Annotated in this window: 18 protein-coding genes; 1 reads left to right on the top strand and 17 read right to left on the bottom strand. The window is 31.2% G+C overall.

Features of this window, described 5'->3' with window-relative positions; translation table 11 throughout:
- From fabD to L1S47_RS00445, 17 genes are all read right to left on the bottom strand, one after another.
- Nucleotides 1–936: an ACP S-malonyltransferase gene (gene fabD / locus L1S47_RS00525; RefSeq protein ID WP_238881421.1), complete on the bottom strand. Its 936-nt coding sequence runs from the start codon at nt 934–936 to the stop codon at nt 1–3.
- A 162-nt stretch (nt 937–1,098) separates the two neighbouring features.
- On the bottom strand, nt 1,099–1,320 hold the full coding sequence (gene acpP / locus L1S47_RS00520; RefSeq protein ID WP_202767423.1) for an acyl carrier protein: 222 nt from the start codon (nt 1,318–1,320) through the stop codon (nt 1,099–1,101).
- Nucleotides 1,321–1,345: 25 nt separating this feature from the next.
- Nucleotides 1,346–2,317 carry a beta-ketoacyl-ACP synthase III gene (locus tag L1S47_RS00515; protein ID WP_238881418.1) on the bottom strand — a complete coding sequence of 324 codons (972 nt, stop codon included), beginning with the start codon at nt 2,315–2,317 and terminating at the stop codon, nt 1,346–1,348.
- Between the two features lie 13 nt (nt 2,318–2,330).
- Nucleotides 2,331–2,777 (bottom strand): MarR family winged helix-turn-helix transcriptional regulator, encoded by a 447-nt coding sequence (locus tag L1S47_RS00510; protein WP_202767425.1) that lies wholly within the window; start codon nt 2,775–2,777, stop codon nt 2,331–2,333.
- Between the two features lie 208 nt (nt 2,778–2,985).
- Complete coding sequence (locus L1S47_RS00505; RefSeq protein WP_238881416.1) at nt 2,986–3,480, bottom strand: flavin reductase family protein; 495 nt, start codon at nt 3,478–3,480, stop codon at nt 2,986–2,988.
- A 132-nt stretch (nt 3,481–3,612) separates the two neighbouring features.
- Nucleotides 3,613–4,860 (bottom strand): phosphoribosylamine--glycine ligase, encoded by a 1,248-nt coding sequence (gene purD, locus L1S47_RS00500; protein WP_238881414.1) that lies wholly within the window; start codon nt 4,858–4,860, stop codon nt 3,613–3,615.
- Between the two features lie 10 nt (nt 4,861–4,870).
- Nucleotides 4,871–6,370 (bottom strand): bifunctional phosphoribosylaminoimidazolecarboxamide formyltransferase/IMP cyclohydrolase, encoded by a 1,500-nt coding sequence (purH, locus tag L1S47_RS00495; protein ID WP_238881405.1) that lies wholly within the window; start codon nt 6,368–6,370, stop codon nt 4,871–4,873.
- Between the two features lie 16 nt (nt 6,371–6,386).
- Nucleotides 6,387–6,998 carry a phosphoribosylglycinamide formyltransferase gene (gene purN / locus L1S47_RS00490; RefSeq protein WP_238881403.1) on the bottom strand — a complete coding sequence of 204 codons (612 nt, stop codon included), beginning with the start codon at nt 6,996–6,998 and terminating at the stop codon, nt 6,387–6,389.
- Entirely contained in the window at nt 6,986–7,987 is a 1,002-nt protein-coding gene (gene purM / locus L1S47_RS00485; RefSeq protein ID WP_238881401.1) for a phosphoribosylformylglycinamidine cyclo-ligase, read from the bottom strand. Before purM ends, purN begins: the two co-directional genes overlap by 13 nt.
- 8 nt (nt 7,988–7,995) lie before the next feature.
- On the bottom strand, nt 7,996–9,411 hold the full coding sequence (purF, locus tag L1S47_RS00480; RefSeq protein WP_238881399.1) for an amidophosphoribosyltransferase: 1,416 nt from the start codon (nt 9,409–9,411) through the stop codon (nt 7,996–7,998).
- Nucleotides 9,412–9,427: 16 nt separating this feature from the next.
- Nucleotides 9,428–10,138 carry a phosphoribosylaminoimidazolesuccinocarboxamide synthase gene (purC, locus tag L1S47_RS00475; protein WP_238881397.1) on the bottom strand — a complete coding sequence of 237 codons (711 nt, stop codon included), beginning with the start codon at nt 10,136–10,138 and terminating at the stop codon, nt 9,428–9,430.
- Nucleotides 10,138–10,617: a 5-(carboxyamino)imidazole ribonucleotide mutase gene (purE, locus tag L1S47_RS00470; RefSeq protein ID WP_202767433.1), complete on the bottom strand. Its 480-nt coding sequence runs from the start codon at nt 10,615–10,617 to the stop codon at nt 10,138–10,140. Before purE ends, purC begins: the two co-directional genes overlap by 1 nt.
- A 29-nt stretch (nt 10,618–10,646) precedes the next feature.
- Nucleotides 10,647–14,396 carry a phosphoribosylformylglycinamidine synthase gene (locus L1S47_RS00465; protein ID WP_238881389.1) on the bottom strand — a complete coding sequence of 1,250 codons (3,750 nt, stop codon included), beginning with the start codon at nt 14,394–14,396 and terminating at the stop codon, nt 10,647–10,649.
- A gap of 250 nt (nt 14,397–14,646) precedes the next feature.
- Complete coding sequence (gene alr, locus L1S47_RS00460; RefSeq protein ID WP_238881388.1) at nt 14,647–15,696, bottom strand: alanine racemase; 1,050 nt, start codon at nt 15,694–15,696, stop codon at nt 14,647–14,649.
- Nucleotides 15,697–15,981: 285 nt separating this feature from the next.
- Nucleotides 15,982–16,902 (bottom strand): transposase, encoded by a 921-nt coding sequence (locus tag L1S47_RS00455; protein ID WP_238881377.1) that lies wholly within the window; start codon nt 16,900–16,902, stop codon nt 15,982–15,984.
- A gap of 110 nt (nt 16,903–17,012) precedes the next feature.
- Nucleotides 17,013–17,948 carry an SPFH domain-containing protein gene (locus tag L1S47_RS00450; RefSeq protein ID WP_238881374.1) on the bottom strand — a complete coding sequence of 312 codons (936 nt, stop codon included), beginning with the start codon at nt 17,946–17,948 and terminating at the stop codon, nt 17,013–17,015.
- Nucleotides 17,948–18,388 (bottom strand): NfeD family protein, encoded by a 441-nt coding sequence (locus L1S47_RS00445; RefSeq protein WP_202767438.1) that lies wholly within the window; start codon nt 18,386–18,388, stop codon nt 17,948–17,950. Before L1S47_RS00445 ends, L1S47_RS00450 begins: the two co-directional genes overlap by 1 nt.
- Before the next feature lie 257 nt (nt 18,389–18,645).
- Here L1S47_RS00445 and L1S47_RS00440 point away from each other — a divergent pair, with 257 nt between their 5' ends.
- Nucleotides 18,646–20,562 carry an NAD(+) synthase gene (locus tag L1S47_RS00440; RefSeq protein WP_238881373.1) on the top strand — a complete coding sequence of 639 codons (1,917 nt, stop codon included), beginning with the start codon at nt 18,646–18,648 and terminating at the stop codon, nt 20,560–20,562.
- Nucleotides 20,563–20,593: the final 31 nt, after the last annotated feature.

Here is a 20,593-nt window from a genome sequence, read left to right as displayed (position 1 = left end):
TTAAATCTCCTTTAATCCCTCTAAAGTTTTTGATAAACTCTCTAAATTTTCTACGTTAAATGTAGTAACTTCTCTATTAATCTTTTTAACGAAACTAGTTAAGGCTTTTCCTGGACCTATTTCAACAAAAACATTAAATCCATCTTTCACCATATTATTTATCGTTTCTTCCCATCTTACAGAACTCATTAATTGTTTTCTTAGTACATCCCTAACATCTTCATTTTTTTCATAGGTAGTACCAGTTAAGTTCTTATAAACAGCTAAATCTGGTGTGTTTACTTCTATATTACTTAATTCACTTAACAGCTTATCTCCAGCACCTTTAAGCATAGAACTATGAAAAGGAGCTGACACTGGTAAAGGTAATGCTCTACCACCTTTTCCTTTTATTATTTCAGTAGCTAATTCTAATGCTTGCTTTTCACCTGATATAACTATTTGTCCGGGACAATTAAAGTTCGCTATCTCTACTACCCCAGCTTTTGATGCTTCTTTAACTACTTCATTTACAGTAGCCTCATCTAATTTTAGAACTGCAACCATTCCACCTACACCTACTGGGACTTCTTCTTGCATAAATCTTCCTCTTTTTTTAACCAAAGGAATAGCATCTTCTAACTTTATTGCGTTTCCATAAACTAAAGCAGAATATTCTCCAAGACTTAATCCTGCTGCACCTTCCGCTTTAATTCCCTCTTCTTCAATAGCTTTTAAAATAGCTAATGTTGTTGTTAAAATGGCTGGTTGAGTATTTTCAGTTTTGTTTAAATCCTCAATACTCCCATTAAAACAAAGTTCCTTAATATCAAATTCTACTAAATCATTTGCTTTGTTATAAACTTCCATTGCTGAAGGATATTTTTCTGCAATATCCTTACCCATTCCACTATACTGAGCTCCTTGCCCTGCGAATATAAATCCTATTTTTTTCATACTTATCCTCCTATTTAATAAGTCAGATATTAAATATTTTAAGTTCAACTATCGATTTATATATGCCAGAAAATCGCAATTTCCTGCGATCTTCTAACAAATACAAACTAAGTTTCAAAATTAAAATCTTATATCTGACTTTAAATAAGTTTTATTTTATTATTAAGCTATTTTCGCTGTTACATAATCTACAGCATCTTTAACACTTTTAATGTTTTCTGCATTTTCAAGTTGAATTCCAAACTCTTCTTCTAATTCTATTATTACTTGGAATAAGTCTAATGAATCAGCTCCTAAATCTTCAAATGTAGTTTCTAATTGAACCTTATCCTCTTCGATTGCTAGTTGCTCACTTATTATCGCTCTTATTTTTTCAAATACCATTTAAATATCCTCCTAATTTATGATCTTACCAATTTAATATTAAGGCTCCAGAGGTTAACCCAGCGCCGAAACCTACTAAAATAATTTTATCACCCTTCTGCAATAATCCCTTTTCATCCATTTCATTAAGTACTAATGGAATCGTTGCTGAAGATGTATTACCATATCTTTCTAAGTTCATATAGAACTTTTCTATTGGTTCATTTATTTTTCTTGCAACATAATCTATAATTCTCACATTTGCTTGATGAGGAACTATGTATTTAACCTCATCTAACGAAATATTAGTTTTTTCAAGTAATTTATTTATATTATCAACCATTGCTCCAGTTGCAAATTTAAATACTTCTCTTCCATTCATTATTAATTTCTTATGTTTTATATTATCTTCTTCAGTAAATGGAGACTTAACATCTAATGCACCACATGAAAGTGAACCTCCCTTACTTCCATTTGAGCTTGTTGCTCCAGCAATTATGCCTTCAGTCTCTGATTTTGTTATTATAGCTGCACCAGCACCATCACCAAATAGCACTGCTGTTGATCTATCCTCCCAATCTAGAAGTTTAGATAATACTTCTGACCCTATAACTAATGCATTCTTATACTCACCAGTTTTAATCATTGAACTTGCAACAATACATCCATAAACGAAACCAGAACAAGCTGCATTAAGATCAAAGCATGTAGCGTTTTCAGCTCCTAATTTGTCTTGAACTATACAACTTACTGATGGGAAAAACATATCTGGTGAAACAGTAGCTACTATTATTAAATCAATGTCTTCTGCCTTCAAACCACTTTTTTCCAATGCATTTTTTCCTGCTTTATATGCTAAATCTGAACAGTCCTCATTTTTTGAAATTCTTCTTTCTTTAATTCCTGTTCTTGTACTTATCCACTCATCTGATGTATCCATAATTTTGCTTAAATCTTCATTTGTTACGATATTTTCAGGTGCATAAGCTCCAACAGAAAGAAACTTACTATATATCATTTATTTCTCCTTTTTATAAGTCATTTTTTTCCTTGAAAAATTTTGATAACTTGCTTAAAGATGTTACTAGTATTTCCTCTTCTGAGGGTTCTAATCCCTCTACTATATCTTTAATCATATCTCCATGAAACTTTTCATGAAGTCTGTAGGCAAGCTTCCCTTTTTTAGTTAATTGAACCTGAACTACTCTTCTATCTGTTTCAATTCTATTTCTTTCTACATACCCTTTTTTAATAAGCTTATTAATCGCTGTAGTAAGAGTTCCCAATGTAATCTTTAAATCTGCTGCTACTTCTGACATATTTCTTGCTGTATACATACCAATTGCTTCAATCGTATGTATTTCAGTTACAGATAAGTCATTAAGCACGCCACTTTTTAAAGTTTTTTGTTCAATCACAAGAATATCATTAAATATTTTAACTAAGAGCTCATTTATTACCTGCTCTATACGATTCATCTAGTCTCTCTCCTTTACTAAGCTCAAGTAAGTTTATTAATTCTGGAGTTAAATACTTTGATTGTCAAATCATTTTATTTGATAATCAAAATATACTACAGAAATTTTCCATTGTCAATGTACTTTTTGTTAATTAAGAATAAAACTAACATATTATGTAATAGGATAGAACTTATTGCTTTCTTATCCTATTACACTCTTATTTATCTTAATAAGCTTTTACGATTTCACCAAAGTATAGCATATGATAATCATCATCTCCATAGAAGTTTTTAACTAAATCTTCTGTTAATGATTCTTTATCTAATAATTGCTTAAATAATATTTTGCATTCAAAATATTTCCCACAGCCTTCTACAACTGGTGCTGTAACCTCACTGCTTTCTTTATATTTAATCCAGCCTTCTGCCTCTTTATCGAATTCTCTACCAGACTTAGATCCACATAACCCTAAAGCTTCTTTTAAATTTCCATCATAAGGAATGCTTATTGTAAAGTTATCACTTTTTTCTAACAAACTATAAGTATATCTTGAAAGTCGAACTAGAGTCATAAATACTGGTCTTCTATGCATGTATCCAATTGAACCCCAGCTAATAGTCATAGTATTTGCTTTCCCATCTGCTTTTGCAGTTAAAAAAGCGCCCTTTTTATAAAGATTGTCTAAAGCCTTTTCTAGATCTTCTGTAAATTCATTTTGCATAACATTACCTCCTAAAAATTATAAAGACTATCTATATGATATCATAGTTAATAAATATTAAAAACGAGGAACCCCCTCGTTTTTAATATATCATTTATTTGTTAACCGTCCCCATAATTTTTCACAAATATGTTAACTGTCCCCGATATCTTTTCTAAAATACATATCTTTAAAGGAAACATTATCAATATTCTTATATGCCGCAGCTTTTGCCTCTTCTATTGTTTTTCCTAATCCAACTACAGAGAGTACTCTTCCTCCAGCTGTTACAAGCTTTCCATCTTTAATTTGTCCCCCAGCTATAAAGACGTTATTTTTAACTTTATCATCTATAGTTATTTCATAGCCTTTTTCAAAATTTCCTGGATATCCTTTTGAAGCTAATACCACATTGCAGCAGGCACCTTCATGCCATTTAATATTATAACTATCTAGTTTTTCATCTAGGGAAGCCTCTATTAATTCTAAGAAATCACTTTCCATTAAAGAAAGTAAACTTTGAGTTTCTGGGTCACCCAGTCTCACATTATACTCAAGAAGATATGCTCCTTTTTTAGTCATCATTACACCGAAGAATATAATACCCTTGTAATCATAGCCTTCTTCTTTTATTCCTTTTAATGTAGGTTTTAGTATATTTTCATTAAAATCCACTAAAACTTCGTCACTTACAAATGGATTAGGTGCTATAACACCCATTCCCCCAGTATTTGGTCCTTTTCCTCCATCAAGAATCTGTTTATGATCCTTTGCTGAAATAAACGGAATTATAACCTTTGAATCAGTTATGCTTATAATTGAAGCTTCTACTCCTTCAAGGAATTCTTCAATTATAATTTTCTTTCCTGCCCCTTTAAATACATCATCTACCATAAAACTATATATGGTATCTTCTGCTTCCTTTTTGCTAAAGCATATATTAACCCCTTTGCCCGCTGCTAATCCATCTGCTTTTATCACAAGTGGATATTCGCAATCTTTTAAGTATTCAATGGCTTTTATATGATCATAGAATTCCTCATACTTAGCAGTTCTGACCCCGTACTTTTCCATAAATACTTTTGAATAACTTTTGCTTCCCTCCAGCATAGCAGCTCTTTGCTCTGGCCCAAATACTTTAAGTCCTTCCTTTTTAAATTCATCAACAACACCTTTAATTAATGGATCTTCTGGCCCAACTACTGTTAAATTAATTTTTTCATTTTTTGCGAAATTAACTAATTCATTAATATCAGATATATTTATGTTTTCACATTTGTTTTCTAGTGCAGTTCCTCCGTTACCTGGAGCTACAAAAATCTTTTCAACTTTAGGATTCTGAGCTAATTTCCATGCCATTGCATGCTCTCTTCCACCTGAGCCAATTAATAATAACTTCATAACCGTCCCCCTAATGTTTAAAGTGTCTTACGCCTGTAAACACCATGCTTATGCCATTTTCGTTACATTTTTCTATAGATTCATTGTCTCTTATGGATCCACCTGGTTGTATTATGGCTTTTATTCCATGTTTAGCTGCTTCTTCCACCACGTCCCCAAATGGGAAGAAGGCATCTGATGCTAATATTGTAGCGCCTTTTCCTCTATCTAAAGCCTCAGTAGTTGCCCAAATTCTATTTACTTGTCCTCCGCCTATTCCTGTGGCTCTAAAATTATTTACAACAACTATTGCATTTGACTTAACATACTTTACAACTTTCATACCAAATGTTAGTTGATCTAATTCTTCCTTAGATGGTGCTTTTTCAGTAACCACTTTTAATTCATCAAGTAATTTCTTATCTTCTTCTTGAATTAACATACCACCATCTACTGTAACCATATATTTTTTATCTTTAGGAGAATTTTTTATTTTAAGTACTCTTAAGTTCTTCTTTGTTTTCAATACTTCTAAAGCATCTTCATCAAATTCTGGTGCCGCTACTATTTCTAAAAATATTTTAGCCATTTCTTCTGCAGTTTTCTTATCTACTTTTTTATTAACAGCTACTATTCCACCAAAAATTGATATTGGATCACAATCATATGCCTTTATATATGCATCATATACATCTGAGCCTATAGCTACTCCACATGGAGTATTATGTTTAAGCGCACAACAAGCTGTTTCTTCAAATTCACATGCAACTTTCCATGCTATATCCAAATCTTTTATATTATTGTAGGATAATTCTTTTCCATTTAATATTTCAAAGCCATTCATTGAACCATCAACCATGGTTGATCCATAATAAGCAGCACTCTGATGTGGATTTTCTCCATATCTTAAATCTTGAAGCTTTTTATATGAAACTGAAAGATATTCTGGATATTCTTCATCTAATAAGAAGTTTGAAATAGCAGCATCGTAAGCACTCATTAAGTTAAATACTTTTCCTGCAAGTAATTTTTTAGTTTTGTAACTTACTTCTAAGTTTTCATTTATTTCATTTTTAACCTTCTCATAATCTTTTACATCACTTATTACAACAACATCATTAAAGTTCTTAGCTGCAGCTCTAAGCATAGTTGGACCACCAATATCAATGAATTCAACTTTTTCTTCAAATTCCAAATCCTCTTTTACCTTTTCAAAGAAAGGATATAGATTAACCACAACTAAATCTATTGGATTTATTTCATGTTCTTTTATTGTTTCCATGTGTTCCTTGTTATCTCTTATAGCAAGAATTCCACCATGAATTTTAGGATGTAAGGTTTTAACTCTTCCGTCTAACATCTCTGGAAATTCTGTAACTTCATTTATTTCAACAACATTTATTCCATTTTCCTTTAGATATTTATAAGTTCCTCCTGTTGAGATAATTTCAACATTCTTCTCTTGTAAAAACTTAGCAAAGTCTAATATTCCATCCTTATTAAAAACACTTATTAATGCTCTTTTAATCATTTATTATCCTCCTAAACTATTTAGAGATATAGCATTTACCATTTTCTATTTTTACTTTTTTATCAGAAATAAGTTTAATAGCTTTTGGTAAAAGTTTATGTTCCTCTACAAGAATTCTCTTTTGAAGAGTTTCTGCTGTGTCTTCTGCAAATACAGGAACCACTTCTTGCAATAAAATTTCTCCACCATCAACTTCTTCATTAACAAAATGTACAGTACACCCTGAATACTTTACACCTTTTTTTACTGCAGCTTCATGAACTTTAATTCCATACATTCCAGCTCCGCTAAATGATGGTATTAAAGAAGGATGAATGTTAATAATTTTATTTCTAAATACCCTTAAAATTTCCCCATTTAAAATTGAAAGATAACCCGCTAATACAATTAAATCAACTTGCCCATCAATTATATTTAATATTTCATCTGAGATTTTACCTTTATATACTTTTCTATCTAAAGCTATTGCCTCAATGCCATGATTCTTAGCTCTTTCTAAACCATAAGCCTTTTCAGAGTCTGAAATAACATATTTAATTTCACAGTTTAGACTACCTTTTTCAACTTCATCTATAATTGTTTGAAGGTTACTTCCACTCCCTGAAACTAAAACTGCTATTCTAAGCAAACTCCTTCACCCCCAGCTCTTACATACCCAATCTCATAAGCTTCTTCTCCAAGTTTTATAAGTTCATTAATTACCTTTTGTGCATCATCTTTATTAACACAAAGCACATACCCAATTCCCATGTTGAAAGTGTTATACATATGATCCTTATTTACGCCTTTTTCAATAATTAAATTGAATATTTCAGGCATAGGATATGAATCTTTTTTAATTACTGCAGTTTGATTTTCTTTAGTAAACATTCTTGGAACATTCTCTATAAATCCACCGCCAGTTATATGTGCCATGCCTTTTATTTCATATTTATCTAAAAGTGCTAATATTGGTTTAACATATATCTTAGTTGGTGTAAGTAAGATTTTCCATATTTCTTCCCCATTAAATTTCTCATTAATGTCAGGAAAAAGCTTTCTAACTAATGAAAATCCATTTGAATGTAACCCTGATGAAGGAATACCAATTAGAACATCTCCTTCATTAATGTTACTTCCATTTATTATCTTATCTTTATCTACAATTCCTACAGCAAAACCAGCTATATCATATTCGCCCTCTTTATAGAAACCTGGCATTTCTGCTGTCTCTCCACCTATTAATGAAGCTTCTGACTGTAAGCAGCCATCACACACACCTTTAACTAAATCACTTGATACCTCTGCTTCTAACTTTCCACAAGCAATATAATCTAGGAAAAATAATGGCTTTGCTCCATGACATAAAATATCATTTACGCACATAGCAACACAGTCAATTCCAACTGTATCATATTTTTTGGTTTTAAAAGCTATTTCTAGTTTAGTTCCAACCCCATCAGTACCTGAAACTAAAACTGGCTTTTTATATCCCTCTGGTAACTCAACCATTCCAGCAAAACTTCCAAGACCATTTAAAACATAGCTGCTTAAAGTTTCTTTTGCATATCTTTTTATTAAATCAACACTTCTATAACCTTCTTCAATATTTACTCCAGCTTCTTTATAAGTTAGCATTATTAATCCTACCTTTCTAAATAGTCTTTTGATGTTTCAATAGGTGTACTTACTGGATATTTTCCATTAAGACATCCAATACAAAAACCATTAATACTATTTTTACCTAAAGAACTTATTAACCCATCTATGCTTAAGTATGCTAATGTATCGCATCCCACAATATCACTTATTTCTTCTACAGTTTTATTTGCCCCAATTAATTCTTTTCTATAAGGAGTGTCTATCCCAAAATAGCATGGGAATTTAACTGCAGGTGACGCAACTCTAAAATGCACTTCCGTTGCTCCTGCTTTTCTTAGTGCTTCTATTAAATGTCTAGATGTAGTTCCTCTTACTATTGAGTCATCTATTAAAACAACTCTTTTCCCCTCAACATTGCACTTAAGAGGATTTAATTTTACAGATACTGCTCTCTCCCTAAGTTCTTGGTTTGGAGTTATAAAGGTTCTCCCTACATATCTATTTTTAACAAATCCCATATCAAAAGGTATTCCTGATGCCTTAGAATATCCAACTGCTGCAGGTATTCCTGAATCAGGCACCCCAATTACTACATCAGCCTCAATTGGTGATTCTTTATATAATTGTTCTCCTGCTCTTACCCTTGATTGGTGAACATTAATTCCATCTATAACTGAATCTGGTCTTGCAAAATAAATATACTCAAAAGCACATGTATGTCCCCCAGTTTTTTCTGAGTATCTTATGCTTTTTACCCCATTTTCATCTATAATAACTATTTCCCCTGGTTCGATATCTCTTATGAATTCAGCTCCTGTTGAATCAAAAGCGCAGCTTTCAGATGTTAGTACATATCCTTCATCAATTTTTCCTAAAGCCAAAGGTCTTATACCATATGGATCTCTTACCCCAATAAGCTTATCCTTAGTTGAGATAACCATAGCAAAGGAACCTTTTATAGCACCTATAGCATTATAAACAGCACTTTCTATGCCTTTACTTGCTCCTCTTGCAATAAGGCTTATTACAACCTCTGTGTCTATTGTAGTATCAAATACATATCCTACATCTTCTAATAGACCTCTTAGCACATCAACATTTACTAAGTTTCCGTTATGAGCTACTGCAATTGAACCAAGCTTATACTTAGAAAGTAAGGGCTGAGCATTTTCAACATTTGTTGCTCCAGTTGTTGAATATCTAACATGTCCTATTGCCACATTTCCTTTAAGTTTGTTTAAGTCTTCTTCACTGAAAGCTTCAGTTAATAGACCTAAGTCCTTGTGCAACGATATTTTTTCTCCATCTCCTACTGCGATTCCAGCACTTTCTTGTCCCCTATGTTGAAGAGCATATAATCCGTAATATGTTAGCCTTGCTACATCTACTCCGCCTTTTGTATATACTCCAAATACACCACATTCTTCTTTGAACTTATCAACATTTGGATCTATTAACATTAATCAAACCTCACTTTTATTTCTCATTCTTTATTCTGTTTAATATTTCAACATAAGCATCTTTTACATTCCCTAAATCTCTTCTAAATCTATCTTTATCTAGCTTTTCGTTTGTTGTAGCATCCCAGAATCTGCATGTATCAGGTGATACTTCGTCAGCTAAAAGAATTTCTCCATTATATCTTCCAAATTCTAATTTAAAGTCAATTAGCTTAATGTTTAACTTTAAGAAGAATTCTTTTAATAATTCATTTACTTTTCTTGTTATCTCATAAATTTTATCTAATTCTTCAAAAGTCGTTGCTCCTATACCTACCGCATGAAAATCATTTATTAATGGATCTCCAAGTGAGTCATCCTTGTAGCTTAATTCATAAACTGTAGTTTTAAGTTCAAAGCCTTCATCTAGACCTAATCTTTTTGCCATGCTTCCAGCTGCAACGTTTCTAACTATTACTTCAAGTGGTACTATTTTAACCTTCTTGCATAATTGTTCTCTTTCATTTAATTGCTTTATAAAGTGAGTTTTTACTCCCTTTTCATTTAATAATTCAAATATAATAGAAGTAATTGCATTATTTAATGCTCCCTTATCTTCTATGCTACCTTTCTTTTCTCCATTGAATGCTGTTGCATCATCCTTGTAATAAACTATTACCTCATCTGCCTTATCTGTAGCGTAAATCTTTTTTGCTTTTCCTTCATACATCATTTCTAATTTTTCCATTATAGTTCCACTCCTTCTCCATTTTCTTCTATAAATTTTCTTTTCATTTCAGTTCTAAAATTATTTAATGCTTCTTTTATTTCTGGATACTTAATAGAAAGTATTTGCACTGCAAGCATTCCAGCATTATAGCTATTATTTATTCCAACAGTTGCAACTGGAATAGATTTTGGCATTTGCACTATTGAAAATAGTGCGTCCAGTCCCTCTACTGCTCCTTTTATAGGCACTCCTATTACTGGTAAAGTAGTTTGTGATGCTATTACACCTGGAAGATGTGCCGCAAGACCTGCCCCAGCAATTATTACTTCACATCCCTTTTCTTGAACCTCATTTAATACCTCTGTTAATTTTTCTGGTACTCTATGAGCTGAAAGTACATATGCTTTATATTCAATATTGAATTCCTTTAAAGCATTTGCTGCCCCTTTCATTACATCTACGTCTGATTTGCTTCCAAAAAAGATTGCTACCTTCATTGTTAACCCCCTAATTTAATTGCATTTGATTATTTAAAGTAATTTATTCCACCCTGGAATATTTTTTGATCAAAATCTCCAGGTACATTTTTATATACATTAGTTGATATTCTCTCTGAATGAGCCATTTTCCCTAAAATCCTTCCATCAGGAGAAGTAATTCCTTCTATTCCAAGAACAGAACCATTTGGATTGTATGGCATATTTAAGGATACCTGTCCATCTAAATCAACATATTGAGTTGCAATTTGTCCATTTTTAATCATTTCTTGAAGTACTTCCTCTGATGCTACAAATCTTCCTTCTCCATGTGATATTGGAACCGTATGAATGTCCCCAAGATTTACTTCTGAGAACCATGGTGAAAGTTTGGAAGAAATCTTTGTTCTAACAAGTGAATTCATATGTCTTCCTATATTATTGTAGGTTAAGGTTGGCATTTCAGAATTCATTTCTCTAATTTCTCCATAAGGAACTAAGCCAAGTTTAACTAATGCTTGGAATCCATTGCATATACCAATAATTAACCCATCTCTATTATTTAATAGATCCATTACTGCATCTTTTATTCTTTCATTTCTAAATACTGTTGCTATAAATTTTCCTGATCCATCTGGTTCGTCAGCTGCTGAGAAACCCCCGGGTATCATAATTATCTGTGATTTTCTAATTTCTTTTTCTAAAGTTTCTATAGATTCAACTAGCATTTCCTTTGTTAGGTTCTTAAATAGGAATTGGGATGCATCTCCACCTGCTTTATTAAAGGCTCTTTCACAATCATCTTCACAGTTATTCCCCGGAAATACTGGGATTATTACCTTTGGTTTTGCAACTTTTATTACAGGTGCACTAATTGAACTTTTTACCTCTGGAAGTTTAACATCTTCTTCAGAAACTTTAGTAGTTTCGCTTTTAAATACACCCTCTAACTTATTTCTCCATACTGATTGCAAATCATCTAAATTTAATACTTCATTTTCTATAACTATTTGATTTTCTCTTGTTGTTTCTCCAATAATCTTATAGTTACATCCTTTTAATATATCCTCATTAAAATCTTCTGCCTTAATTTCTACTAATACTGCGGCTGGATTTAATCCAAACAATTCCTGATTGTTTAAATTAGATAATTTTGCTCCAATCTTATTTCCAAAAGCCATCTTCGAAATAGCTTCTGAAACACCACCAAATTTCAAAGTGAATGCTGAAATAACTTTCTTTGACTTAATTAAATCTACTAGCTTGTTCATGTTTGAAATATATTGCTCTAAGTTTAAGGTCTCGTCTTCAAGTCTGTCTGTTTTTATAAGTACAAGTTTTGAGCTAACCTCCTTAAACTCTGGTGAAATTACATTTTCAGCTTTTTCTATTGCTACTGCAAAAGATGTTAAGGTTGGTGGTACATCTAAGTCACCAAAACTACCTGACATAGAATCTTTTCCACCAATTGCTGCGAGCGATAAGTCTTTTTGCACCTTAAATGCTCCAAGTAAAGCTGCAAAAGGTTTACCCCATCTTTCTTTTGCCACGCCTAATCTTTCAAAATATTCTTGGAAGGTTAAGTGAGATTTTCTATAATCTCCTCCCATTGAAACTAATTTAGTAAGAGATTCAATAACTGCATAATATCCCATGTGGAATGGGCTCCATAGTCCTATTTCAGGGTTAAAACCATAAGCCATTAAAGTCGCATCCTTTGATTCTCCGCCTTGAACTGGAATTTTTGCCGCCATACCTTCTGCTGGAGTAATTTGATTCACCCCTCCAAATGGCATTAAAACTGTTAATGATCCTATAGTTGAATCAAATCTATCAACTAAACCTTTTTGAGAAGCTACATTTAGACTGCCTAAAGTCTTAATCCAATTTTCCTTAATGCTGCCTTTTATTTCTTTATTAAACACATTATGTGCTTCCTTTGGTAAATCAACCTTGACTTCGGTGTATGATTTTGCCCCATTTGTATCTAAGAATTCTCTCTTAAGATCAACAATTAATTTATCTCTCCAGTACATTCTTAGTCTTTTTTCATCTGTAACTTCCGCAACAACTGTTGCCTCTATGTTTTCTTGATTTGAAAAATTAATAAACTTTTCAACATCATTTTTATCTACAACCACAGCCATTCTCTCTTGTGATTCTGAAATTGCAAGTTCTGTTCCATCAAGCCCATCATATTTCTTTGGAACTTTATCTAAATCTATATCTAACCCTTCACTTAATTCTCCAATTGCAACTGAAACTCCACCGGCTCCAAAATCATTACATCTTTTTATTAATGTAGATACTTCTATATTTCTAAACAACCTTTGGATTTTTCTTTCTGTAGGAGCATTACCCTTTTGAACTTCAGCACCACATATATTTATTGATTCTTCAGTGTGCTCTTTAGATGACCCAGTTGCTCCGCCTAAACCATCTCTACCAGTTCTTCCACCTAGAAGTATTATTATATCTCCCTTAACTGGTCTTTCTCTTTTTACATTCTCCATCGGTGCTGCCCCAATAACTGCACCAATCTCTAATCTCTTTGCTTTATAATTATTATGATAAAGTTCTGCTACCTGACCTGTAGCTAGTCCTATTTGATTTCCATATGAGCTATAACCATGTGCCGCTCCTAATGTAATAGTTCTTTGAGGAAGTTTACCTTTTAAAGTATCCTCAATATACTCTGTTGGATCTCCAGCTCCAGTTACTCTCATTGCTTGATATACGTAACTTCTTCCTGACAGAGGATCTCTTATAGCTCCTCCTAAACAAGTAGCTGCACCTCCAAATGGCTCTATTTCAGTTGGATGGTTATGAGTTTCATTTTTAAACATTATTAAATAATCAACAACACCTTTATCTGTTTCAACTTTTGCTTTTATTGAGCATGCGTTGATTTCCTCTGATTCATCTAAATCAGTTAATAATCCTTTTTTTCTTAACTCTTTAGCTGCAAGAACTGCGATATCCATTAAGTTAATGTCTCTAGGATTTTCTCCATATACAAAATTTCTAGATTTCTTATATTCTTCAAAGCTATTTATCAATGCTTGATTATATGTTCCCTCTTCTATTTCAACCTTTGTGATATTGGTTAAGAATGTTGTATGTCTGCAATGATCAGACCAATAGGTATCAATTACCTTTATTTCAGTTATAGTTGGATTTCTTTTTTCTTGTATAAAATATGATTGAACTAGTTTAAGATCCGCTAGGCTCATTGCCAGGGAAAGTTCCTTGTGAAGTGCTTTAATTTCATTTTCAGTAAGGTTTATAAAGTTATATAACACCTTAACATCCTCTGGAACTAAATATTCTGAAAAGATTTCTTTAGAATTTATTTCTACTTCTCTTGAATCTACTGGATTAATGTAATATCCTTTTATTTTATCTTTTTGCTCTTTAGATAAATTGCCATATATTATTACTACCTTAGCTGATTTAACTTTTATTTTTTCTCCTGCCGTTAGTATTTCATAACATTCCTCAGATGAAGCTGCTCTTTGATCATATTGTCCTGGAAGATACTCCACACAAAATGCCCATTCTTTTTCACCTAAGTTTAATTCTCCTACAAATACCTCATCTACCATTGGTTCAGAAAAAATTGAGCTAATAGCTTTAGCTTCATATTCATCAGAAAGATTACCTATGGTATATTTGTTCAAAACTCTAACTTTTTCTATAGTTTTTATTGATAAGTTAGTTTTAAAATCTTCAAATAAACCTATTGCCTCTACGTCAAACCCCTTCTTCTTTTCAACAAAAACAGTTTTTACATTAGACATTGTGGCTAACCTCCAAATTAAATTTATAACTTCTTTCTAAAAGTAAAAAAAAACACTTGGGAAAATCCCAAGTGACTATTTCTAAGTCAAAGGGATACATCTTTGCTCGAACGATTTTTATAAACTTTTAAAAATCATTCGCCCTTTACATCCTTAGATTACCATCTGTTTTTGCAATTGTCAACTATATTAAGTTTTTTTAACTTTTCTTTCGCCATATGCCGAACCATATAATTATATTTAGGATTTATTATTCGTACTTGTAAATTTTAGGTATACTACTTTCGGCCAATATTGGGGATATTTCTATTCTAAGTTTCTCATTTATATCGAGATTAGTTGCATCTACTAAAGTTATATTCATATTAGGCTTACTAACTATTCTAATCCCACCATTCTTAGAAAATATAATTGGTCTATATTTTACATGATTATATATTACTTTTACTAAATCATAAAAAATATTATGTTTAACATCTCTACTAAATCCTATGTGCTCAATATTCCCAATACCTAATACCCCGACCTTCATATTTCTTTTTGCTTTATATACGCAACTATATCCAACATGCTCTCCCGCTTTAACTTCACAAACATTAATAATCTCTGCATAATAATTATATGTCTTCTTAAAGCCCTTATCTAAGCCCTCATACCCATAAAGTATGTTTCCAGCTCTAACTGCATTAGTGAAATCACATGCATTTCTTATTTCATCATTTATAGTTCCAGATGAATTAAGAGCATGAATCATAGGAATCTTTCCAATATATTTTTCACACGCTTTCTTAAACACACTAATTTGCTTAAGTGTATACTTAACATTTTTAGTATTATGTAAATGCGTATAAATACCGTGAACTAAAACTTGGGGACGGTTAACATTTATTTTATTGATTACCTTGTCCAAATTTTCTGGTTTAATACCCATTCTATTCATGCCTGTATCAACATATATGTGAACTTTAAGTTCCTTATCTTCTGGGATTTTATCAATTATTTTTTCATTATCTATTGTGAAAATAATGTTGTCTTGATCAATTAGAAAATCCTCTTCTTTTATAAGGGGACTCAATATCAATACTTCCACATCTTGAGATATTCTTTTGGCTTCATCAAGCTCTGCCACCGCTAAATAATCTACCTTGTCCTTTAAAAAATCTGAGATTCCTTCAAGGCCAAGACCATAAGCGTTTGCCTTAATTACACCTATCACTTTTTTTTCATCATTTAATTTTTTTACAAGATTTAAATTATGTTCAACATTATTTAAAGATATTTCACATGTAAGACCTTTCATCATTCTGCTCCTTCAAAAACAATTTATTAGATTGATTATATCAAATTTCATTAATCTTATACATATTTATTACTTGAATACCTAATTAAGTGGGGAATTTTCATAAAAAAAACACCATTGGATATATTCCAATGGCAGGACCTACGTAGCCCTTAAGTAGTAATATTATATCCATTTGCATTCAAATTATTCCTTATATTATTTTTTTACAACCGTTATCTTATTTTAGGGTCTTGTACAATTTCCCCTTAACTTTCTATTAAGTTTAAGTTTAACTTTTTTAAATTAAGCTATTACTGGCTCATTTATTTTTATAAATTCTTCGATTAATCCTTCATATACTTTATTATTTGTTAATAGTTCAATTCCTAACATTCCTAAAGATGATGTTCTTGAATCAGTAATATCGCCAATTAATTTCGAAATTTGATTAATTTGTAGATTACATAAACATCTCACCATAGCAACTAAAATAGCTTTAAAGTGTTTATACTCTCTAATAAATTTTGCTATTATAAGTTTCTTACTAATCTTATATTTACTTTCTATGAAGTTTAATATGGTGCTAAAATCATACTTTCTTACAATTGGATTTCTTCCGCTCACATATAAATTTACATCTTTATTCAAATCCATGATTTCACCTAAAGTATCATTATTTGAAAATAACATTCTTCTATATCTATTTTTAGCATCAACTAGATTATTAGTTAACATAGATAATAAATATGCTTCATCTAATATATTGAACTCATCGTTTTTGATGCCCAAGAATACTGACAAACTAGAAAACCTGTACTTTTCTGGACTATGCATATATTTCTTCATATCTAATGGATTCTTATGTATGTATAAGGATAAATTCAAAATGTATCTATCATTTGTAATAAGCTTACTTTTAAATCTATCTTGAAATAAATGCCCATGTCTTTTATATTTTTTATTATAATATCTGGCATATTTTGAGTTTATAGAATGCATTATTTTAGATATATCTGCCCCATAAGAGTCTAAAATGAAATGGCCGTGAGTATTCATGAGGCAATAGCTATAAATTTTAAATTTAAATGTATTCTGAAGTTCTTTAACTATTTTTAAGTAAACTACCTTATCTTCATCTTTTCTAAATAGCTTTACTTCGCTAATACTTCTTATCATGACATGATATAATCCATTTGGTAACTTTATTCTTGCAGATCTAGGCATTTTATCAACTCCTTTATACGGAGTATTGACAAAATTGCTTGATTTTAATCAAATAAAAAGGGACGGTTAACATTTAATTTTATATAAAAAAATGTTAACCGTCCCCAATTCTATTTCTTCAAAGTTTCAGCTATCGCTGCTATACTTCCTAATGATGACAAAGTTTCATTTGGTAGAATAAGCTTATTAGCTGGGTTTTTAGCCATTTCTTGAAGTGCTTCAACTTGTTTTAAAGCAATAACTTGTTCATTAGTACCTGATTCAATTATAGCTCTATTAACTAGAGAAACTGCCTCTGCCTGAGCTCTGGCTACAACTTCAATTGCTTTAGCTTTACCTTCAGCCTCTAATAATTGAGATTCTTTTAACCCTTCAGCTCTTCTAATATTAGCTTGTTTCTCAGCTTCTGCTTGTAAAATCTTGGATTGCTTTTCACCTTCTGCTCTTTCAATAGAAGATTGTCTAGCACCTTCTGCTTCCAATATAACTGCTCTCTTATCTCTTTCAGCCTTCATTTGCTTTTCCATTGCTTGTTGAATTTCAGCAGGTGGAATAATATTCTTAATTTCAACTGAAAGTATCTTTATACCATATGCATCAGTTATGTCATCAACAACCTTAAGTAGCTCTTGGTTAATAATATCTCTTCCAGATAATACTTCATCTAATGTCATATTACCTACGATATTTCTCATATTTGTGATAGTTGAATAAATTATACCTGATTTAAAATCTTCTATGTTATAAACTGCATCTTTTGCGCTTAAAACTCTGTAGAAGATAACATTGTCTATTGATATTTTAACATTATCCTTAGTGATAACAGCTTGTGGCTGAATGTCTAGTATTTGTTGCTTTGTTGAAACTTTCTTTCTAACAAAATCTGCAAAAGGTATTGTAAAATGCCAACCTGGCTCTAAAACTCTATGAAATTGTCCAAACCTCTCTAAAACGAATAGGTAACCTGTATTTACTATTTTAATAGATGATACAACTATTAATAGTAAAATAAATGCCAATACTCCAACAATAATTAGTGCTAACATTATAAATCCTCCTCCACTTTTTCAATCATAATTTTATTTCCTTTAAACTGTAAAATCTTATATTTGTCCCCTTTTTTTATTTCATCCCCAGTATTTATAGCTTTCCACAAAACTCCGTCAAGCTTTATTTCTCCTTCGTTTATTATATCTTTTTCTGCTTTACCTATTGTTCCTATTTGCTCTTCGTCTCTTGTTTTAGTTTTCTTAACATTTACCTTAAATCTCTTTCTTGCCCATGGATACCCTAAAGATGTTGATACTAAACTTGCAACCAAAAATAGTATTATTTGAATTTCAAGTGGTATTCCAAATATTGCACCTATCATAGCAATTAATGCACCAAGTCCAAACCATACAAAAAGAAAAGCTGAAGTAAAAATATCAATGGCAAAAAATCCAATAGCGACTAGTAACCAAACAATCACATAAGTACTTTCCATGTTTCTCCTCTCCTTTACAACTATATATATAATATACTTTATTTAAAATCATTTTACAAATTATTTTCTAACCTATTAAGAGGTATTTGATATCTCTTTTACTTATTATATAAATCTTTTCTCTTTTTTTCATTGATTTTCTTCAGTTTTCTAATTATTATAAATTTATGAAATGATTTAAATTTTAATTAATTGTCTGATGATAAAATTTAAAATTTTAAAATTAACTTATATAAAAATTAAATGGAGATGATTCAATGGACTTTATAAAAGTTGCAGCAGCTTGCCCTAAAACAAGAGTAGCAGATGTTCAATATAACTTAGAAAATATAATTAAACAAGTGAATGAAGCAGAAGCAAACAATGCTAAGATTATAGTTTTTCCCGAGTTAGCCACAACATCATATACTTGTGGCGATTTATTCACTCAATGGAATCTTATAGAAAATTCATACTTATCAATAAAAAACATTTGCGAACATTCACTAAACAAAGACTTATTAATAATAGTTGGTTCACCGTTATTAGTTAATTATACATTATATAACTGTGCTTTTGTTATATTTGAAGGTAAAATTCTTGGAATTATTCCAAAATCTTATATCCCAAATTATACAGAATTCTATGAAAAGCGTTGGTTTACTGAGGGATTATCGGTTACTAGCAAAAAAGTGGACTTATCTTTTCAAAAAGAAATACCTTTTGGAACAAATATTATTTTTGGATGTGATGATGTTAAAGTTGGGGTTGAAATATGTGAAGACCTATGGGTAACAATACCACCTTCTTCATATCTTTCTTTAGCTGGCGCAAATATTATTTGCAATCCATCAGCTTCAAACGAATTAGTATCTAAAAGCACCTATAGAAAATCTTTAGTTGAGAATCAAAGCGCTCGTTGTATGAGTGGTTATATATACTCTTCATCAGGTGTATACGAATCTTCAACAGATTTACTTTTTTCAGGTCATTTATTAATAAGTGAATATGGTTCAACCTTAATTGAAAATGAACGTTTCCAAAGGGAAAATGAGATTATTTATAGTTTTATAGATTTATTTAAATTAAATTCACAAAGAACTAAAAATATTAGTTTTAGAGATTCCTATAAATCACTACCTTTTGAACCAGAATTAATAAGCTTCCAATATAAAAGCACTAAAATTTCTAATTTTAATCGTTATATTGCTAAACATCCATTTGTTCCCTCCTCAGATAGAGAGAGAGAAATTAGATGTAAAGAAATATTTAATATTCAAGCCTCTGCATTAGCTAAAAGACTAGAACATACATATTCAAAAAAAGCTGTTATTGGTATTTCAGGAGGATTGGATTCTACCCTAGCACTTTTGGTTATTGTAAAAACCTTTAAATTATTAGGTTTAGATTCAAAAAATATTATTACAATAACAATGCCTGGATTTGGAACCACAGACAGAACATACAATAATGCACTTACTTTATGTAAAGAGCTTAATTGTGACCTAAGAGAAATTAACATAGTAAATGCTTGCTTAAAACATTTCGAAGATATTGGGCATGATAAAAATAAACATGATGTAACTTATGAAAATGTTCAAGCAAGAGAAAGAACTCAAATACTTATGGATATCGCAAATAAAGAAGGCGGTATACTAATTGGAACTGGAGATTTGTCTGAATTGGCCTTAGGCTGGTGCACATATAATGGTGATCATATGAGCATGTATGCTGTTAACACATCAATACCGAAGACTTTAGTAAGATACTTGGTTAAATATGTAGCTGATTATGAATCAACTAAAGAAGTTAAGGATACTCTTTTAGACATATTAGATACACCTGTTTCTCCTGAGTTATTACCTAAAGATCACAAAGGTGAAATTGCTCAAAAAACTGAAGACATAGTTGGCCCTTATGAGCTACATGATTTTTTCCTATATCATTTCATAAGACATGGCTCCACTCCGGAGAGAATTTTATTCTTGGCTAAGGAAGCCTTTAGAGACGATTATGATGAAGAAACCATAAAGAAATGGCTTTTAAAATTTATAAATAGATTTTTCTCACAACAATTTAAAAGAAGCGCCTTACCAGATGGTCCAAAAGTTGGTACAATATCTTTATCCCCAAGGGGAGACTGGAGAATGCCATCAGATGCATCTTCAAGTGATTGGGTAAATAAATTGCAATAAGCAAAAGGTGAATGGTGTTGCACTTAATAAA

It is taken from the genome of Clostridium sp. YIM B02551 (assembly GCF_022324735.1).
Lineage (GTDB): Bacteria > Bacillota > Clostridia > Clostridiales > Clostridiaceae > Clostridium_T > Clostridium_T paridis.
The sequence above is the reverse complement of the archived record's forward strand: the minus strand, read 5'-3'. Positions and strand labels throughout refer to the sequence as shown.

Excerpts from the sequence above, each read along its gene's own strand:
- fabD (WP_238881421.1), bottom strand. The coding sequence starts at position 936 with ATGAAAAAAATAGGATTTATATTCGCAGGGCAAGGAGCTCAGTATAGT.
- acpP (WP_202767423.1), bottom strand. The coding sequence starts at position 1,320 with ATGGTATTTGAAAAAATAAGAGCGATAATAAGTGAGCAACTAGCAATC.
- L1S47_RS00515 (WP_238881418.1), bottom strand. The coding sequence starts at position 2,317 with ATGATATATAGTAAGTTTCTTTCTGTTGGAGCTTATGCACCTGAAAAT.
- L1S47_RS00510 (WP_202767425.1), bottom strand. The coding sequence starts at position 2,777 with ATGAATCGTATAGAGCAGGTAATAAATGAGCTCTTAGTTAAAATATTT.
- L1S47_RS00505 (WP_238881416.1), bottom strand. The coding sequence starts at position 3,480 with ATGCAAAATGAATTTACAGAAGATCTAGAAAAGGCTTTAGACAATCTT.
- purD (WP_238881414.1), bottom strand. The coding sequence starts at position 4,860 with ATGAAGTTATTATTAATTGGCTCAGGTGGAAGAGAGCATGCAATGGCA.
- purH (WP_238881405.1), bottom strand. The coding sequence starts at position 6,370 with ATGATTAAAAGAGCATTAATAAGTGTTTTTAATAAGGATGGAATATTA.
- purM (WP_238881401.1), bottom strand. The coding sequence starts at position 7,987 with ATGCTAACTTATAAAGAAGCTGGAGTAAATATTGAAGAAGGTTATAGA.
- purF (WP_238881399.1), bottom strand. The coding sequence starts at position 9,411 with ATGTTAATAGATCCAAATGTTGATAAGTTCAAAGAAGAATGTGGTGTA.
- purC (WP_238881397.1), bottom strand. The coding sequence starts at position 10,138 with ATGGAAAAATTAGAAATGATGTATGAAGGAAAAGCAAAAAAGATTTAC.
- purE (WP_202767433.1), bottom strand. The coding sequence starts at position 10,617 with ATGAAGGTAGCAATCTTTTTTGGAAGCAAATCAGACGTAGATGTAATG.
- L1S47_RS00465 (WP_238881389.1), bottom strand. The coding sequence starts at position 14,396 with ATGTCTAATGTAAAAACTGTTTTTGTTGAAAAGAAGAAGGGGTTTGAC.
- alr (WP_238881388.1), bottom strand. The coding sequence starts at position 15,696 with ATGAAAGGTCTTACATGTGAAATATCTTTAAATAATGTTGAACATAAT.
- L1S47_RS00455 (WP_238881377.1), bottom strand. The coding sequence starts at position 16,902 with ATGCCTAGATCTGCAAGAATAAAGTTACCAAATGGATTATATCATGTC.
- L1S47_RS00450 (WP_238881374.1), bottom strand. The coding sequence starts at position 17,948 with ATGTTAGCACTAATTATTGTTGGAGTATTGGCATTTATTTTACTATTA.
- L1S47_RS00445 (WP_202767438.1), bottom strand. The coding sequence starts at position 18,388 with ATGGAAAGTACTTATGTGATTGTTTGGTTACTAGTCGCTATTGGATTT.
- L1S47_RS00440 (WP_238881373.1), top strand. The coding sequence starts at position 18,646 with ATGGACTTTATAAAAGTTGCAGCAGCTTGCCCTAAAACAAGAGTAGCA.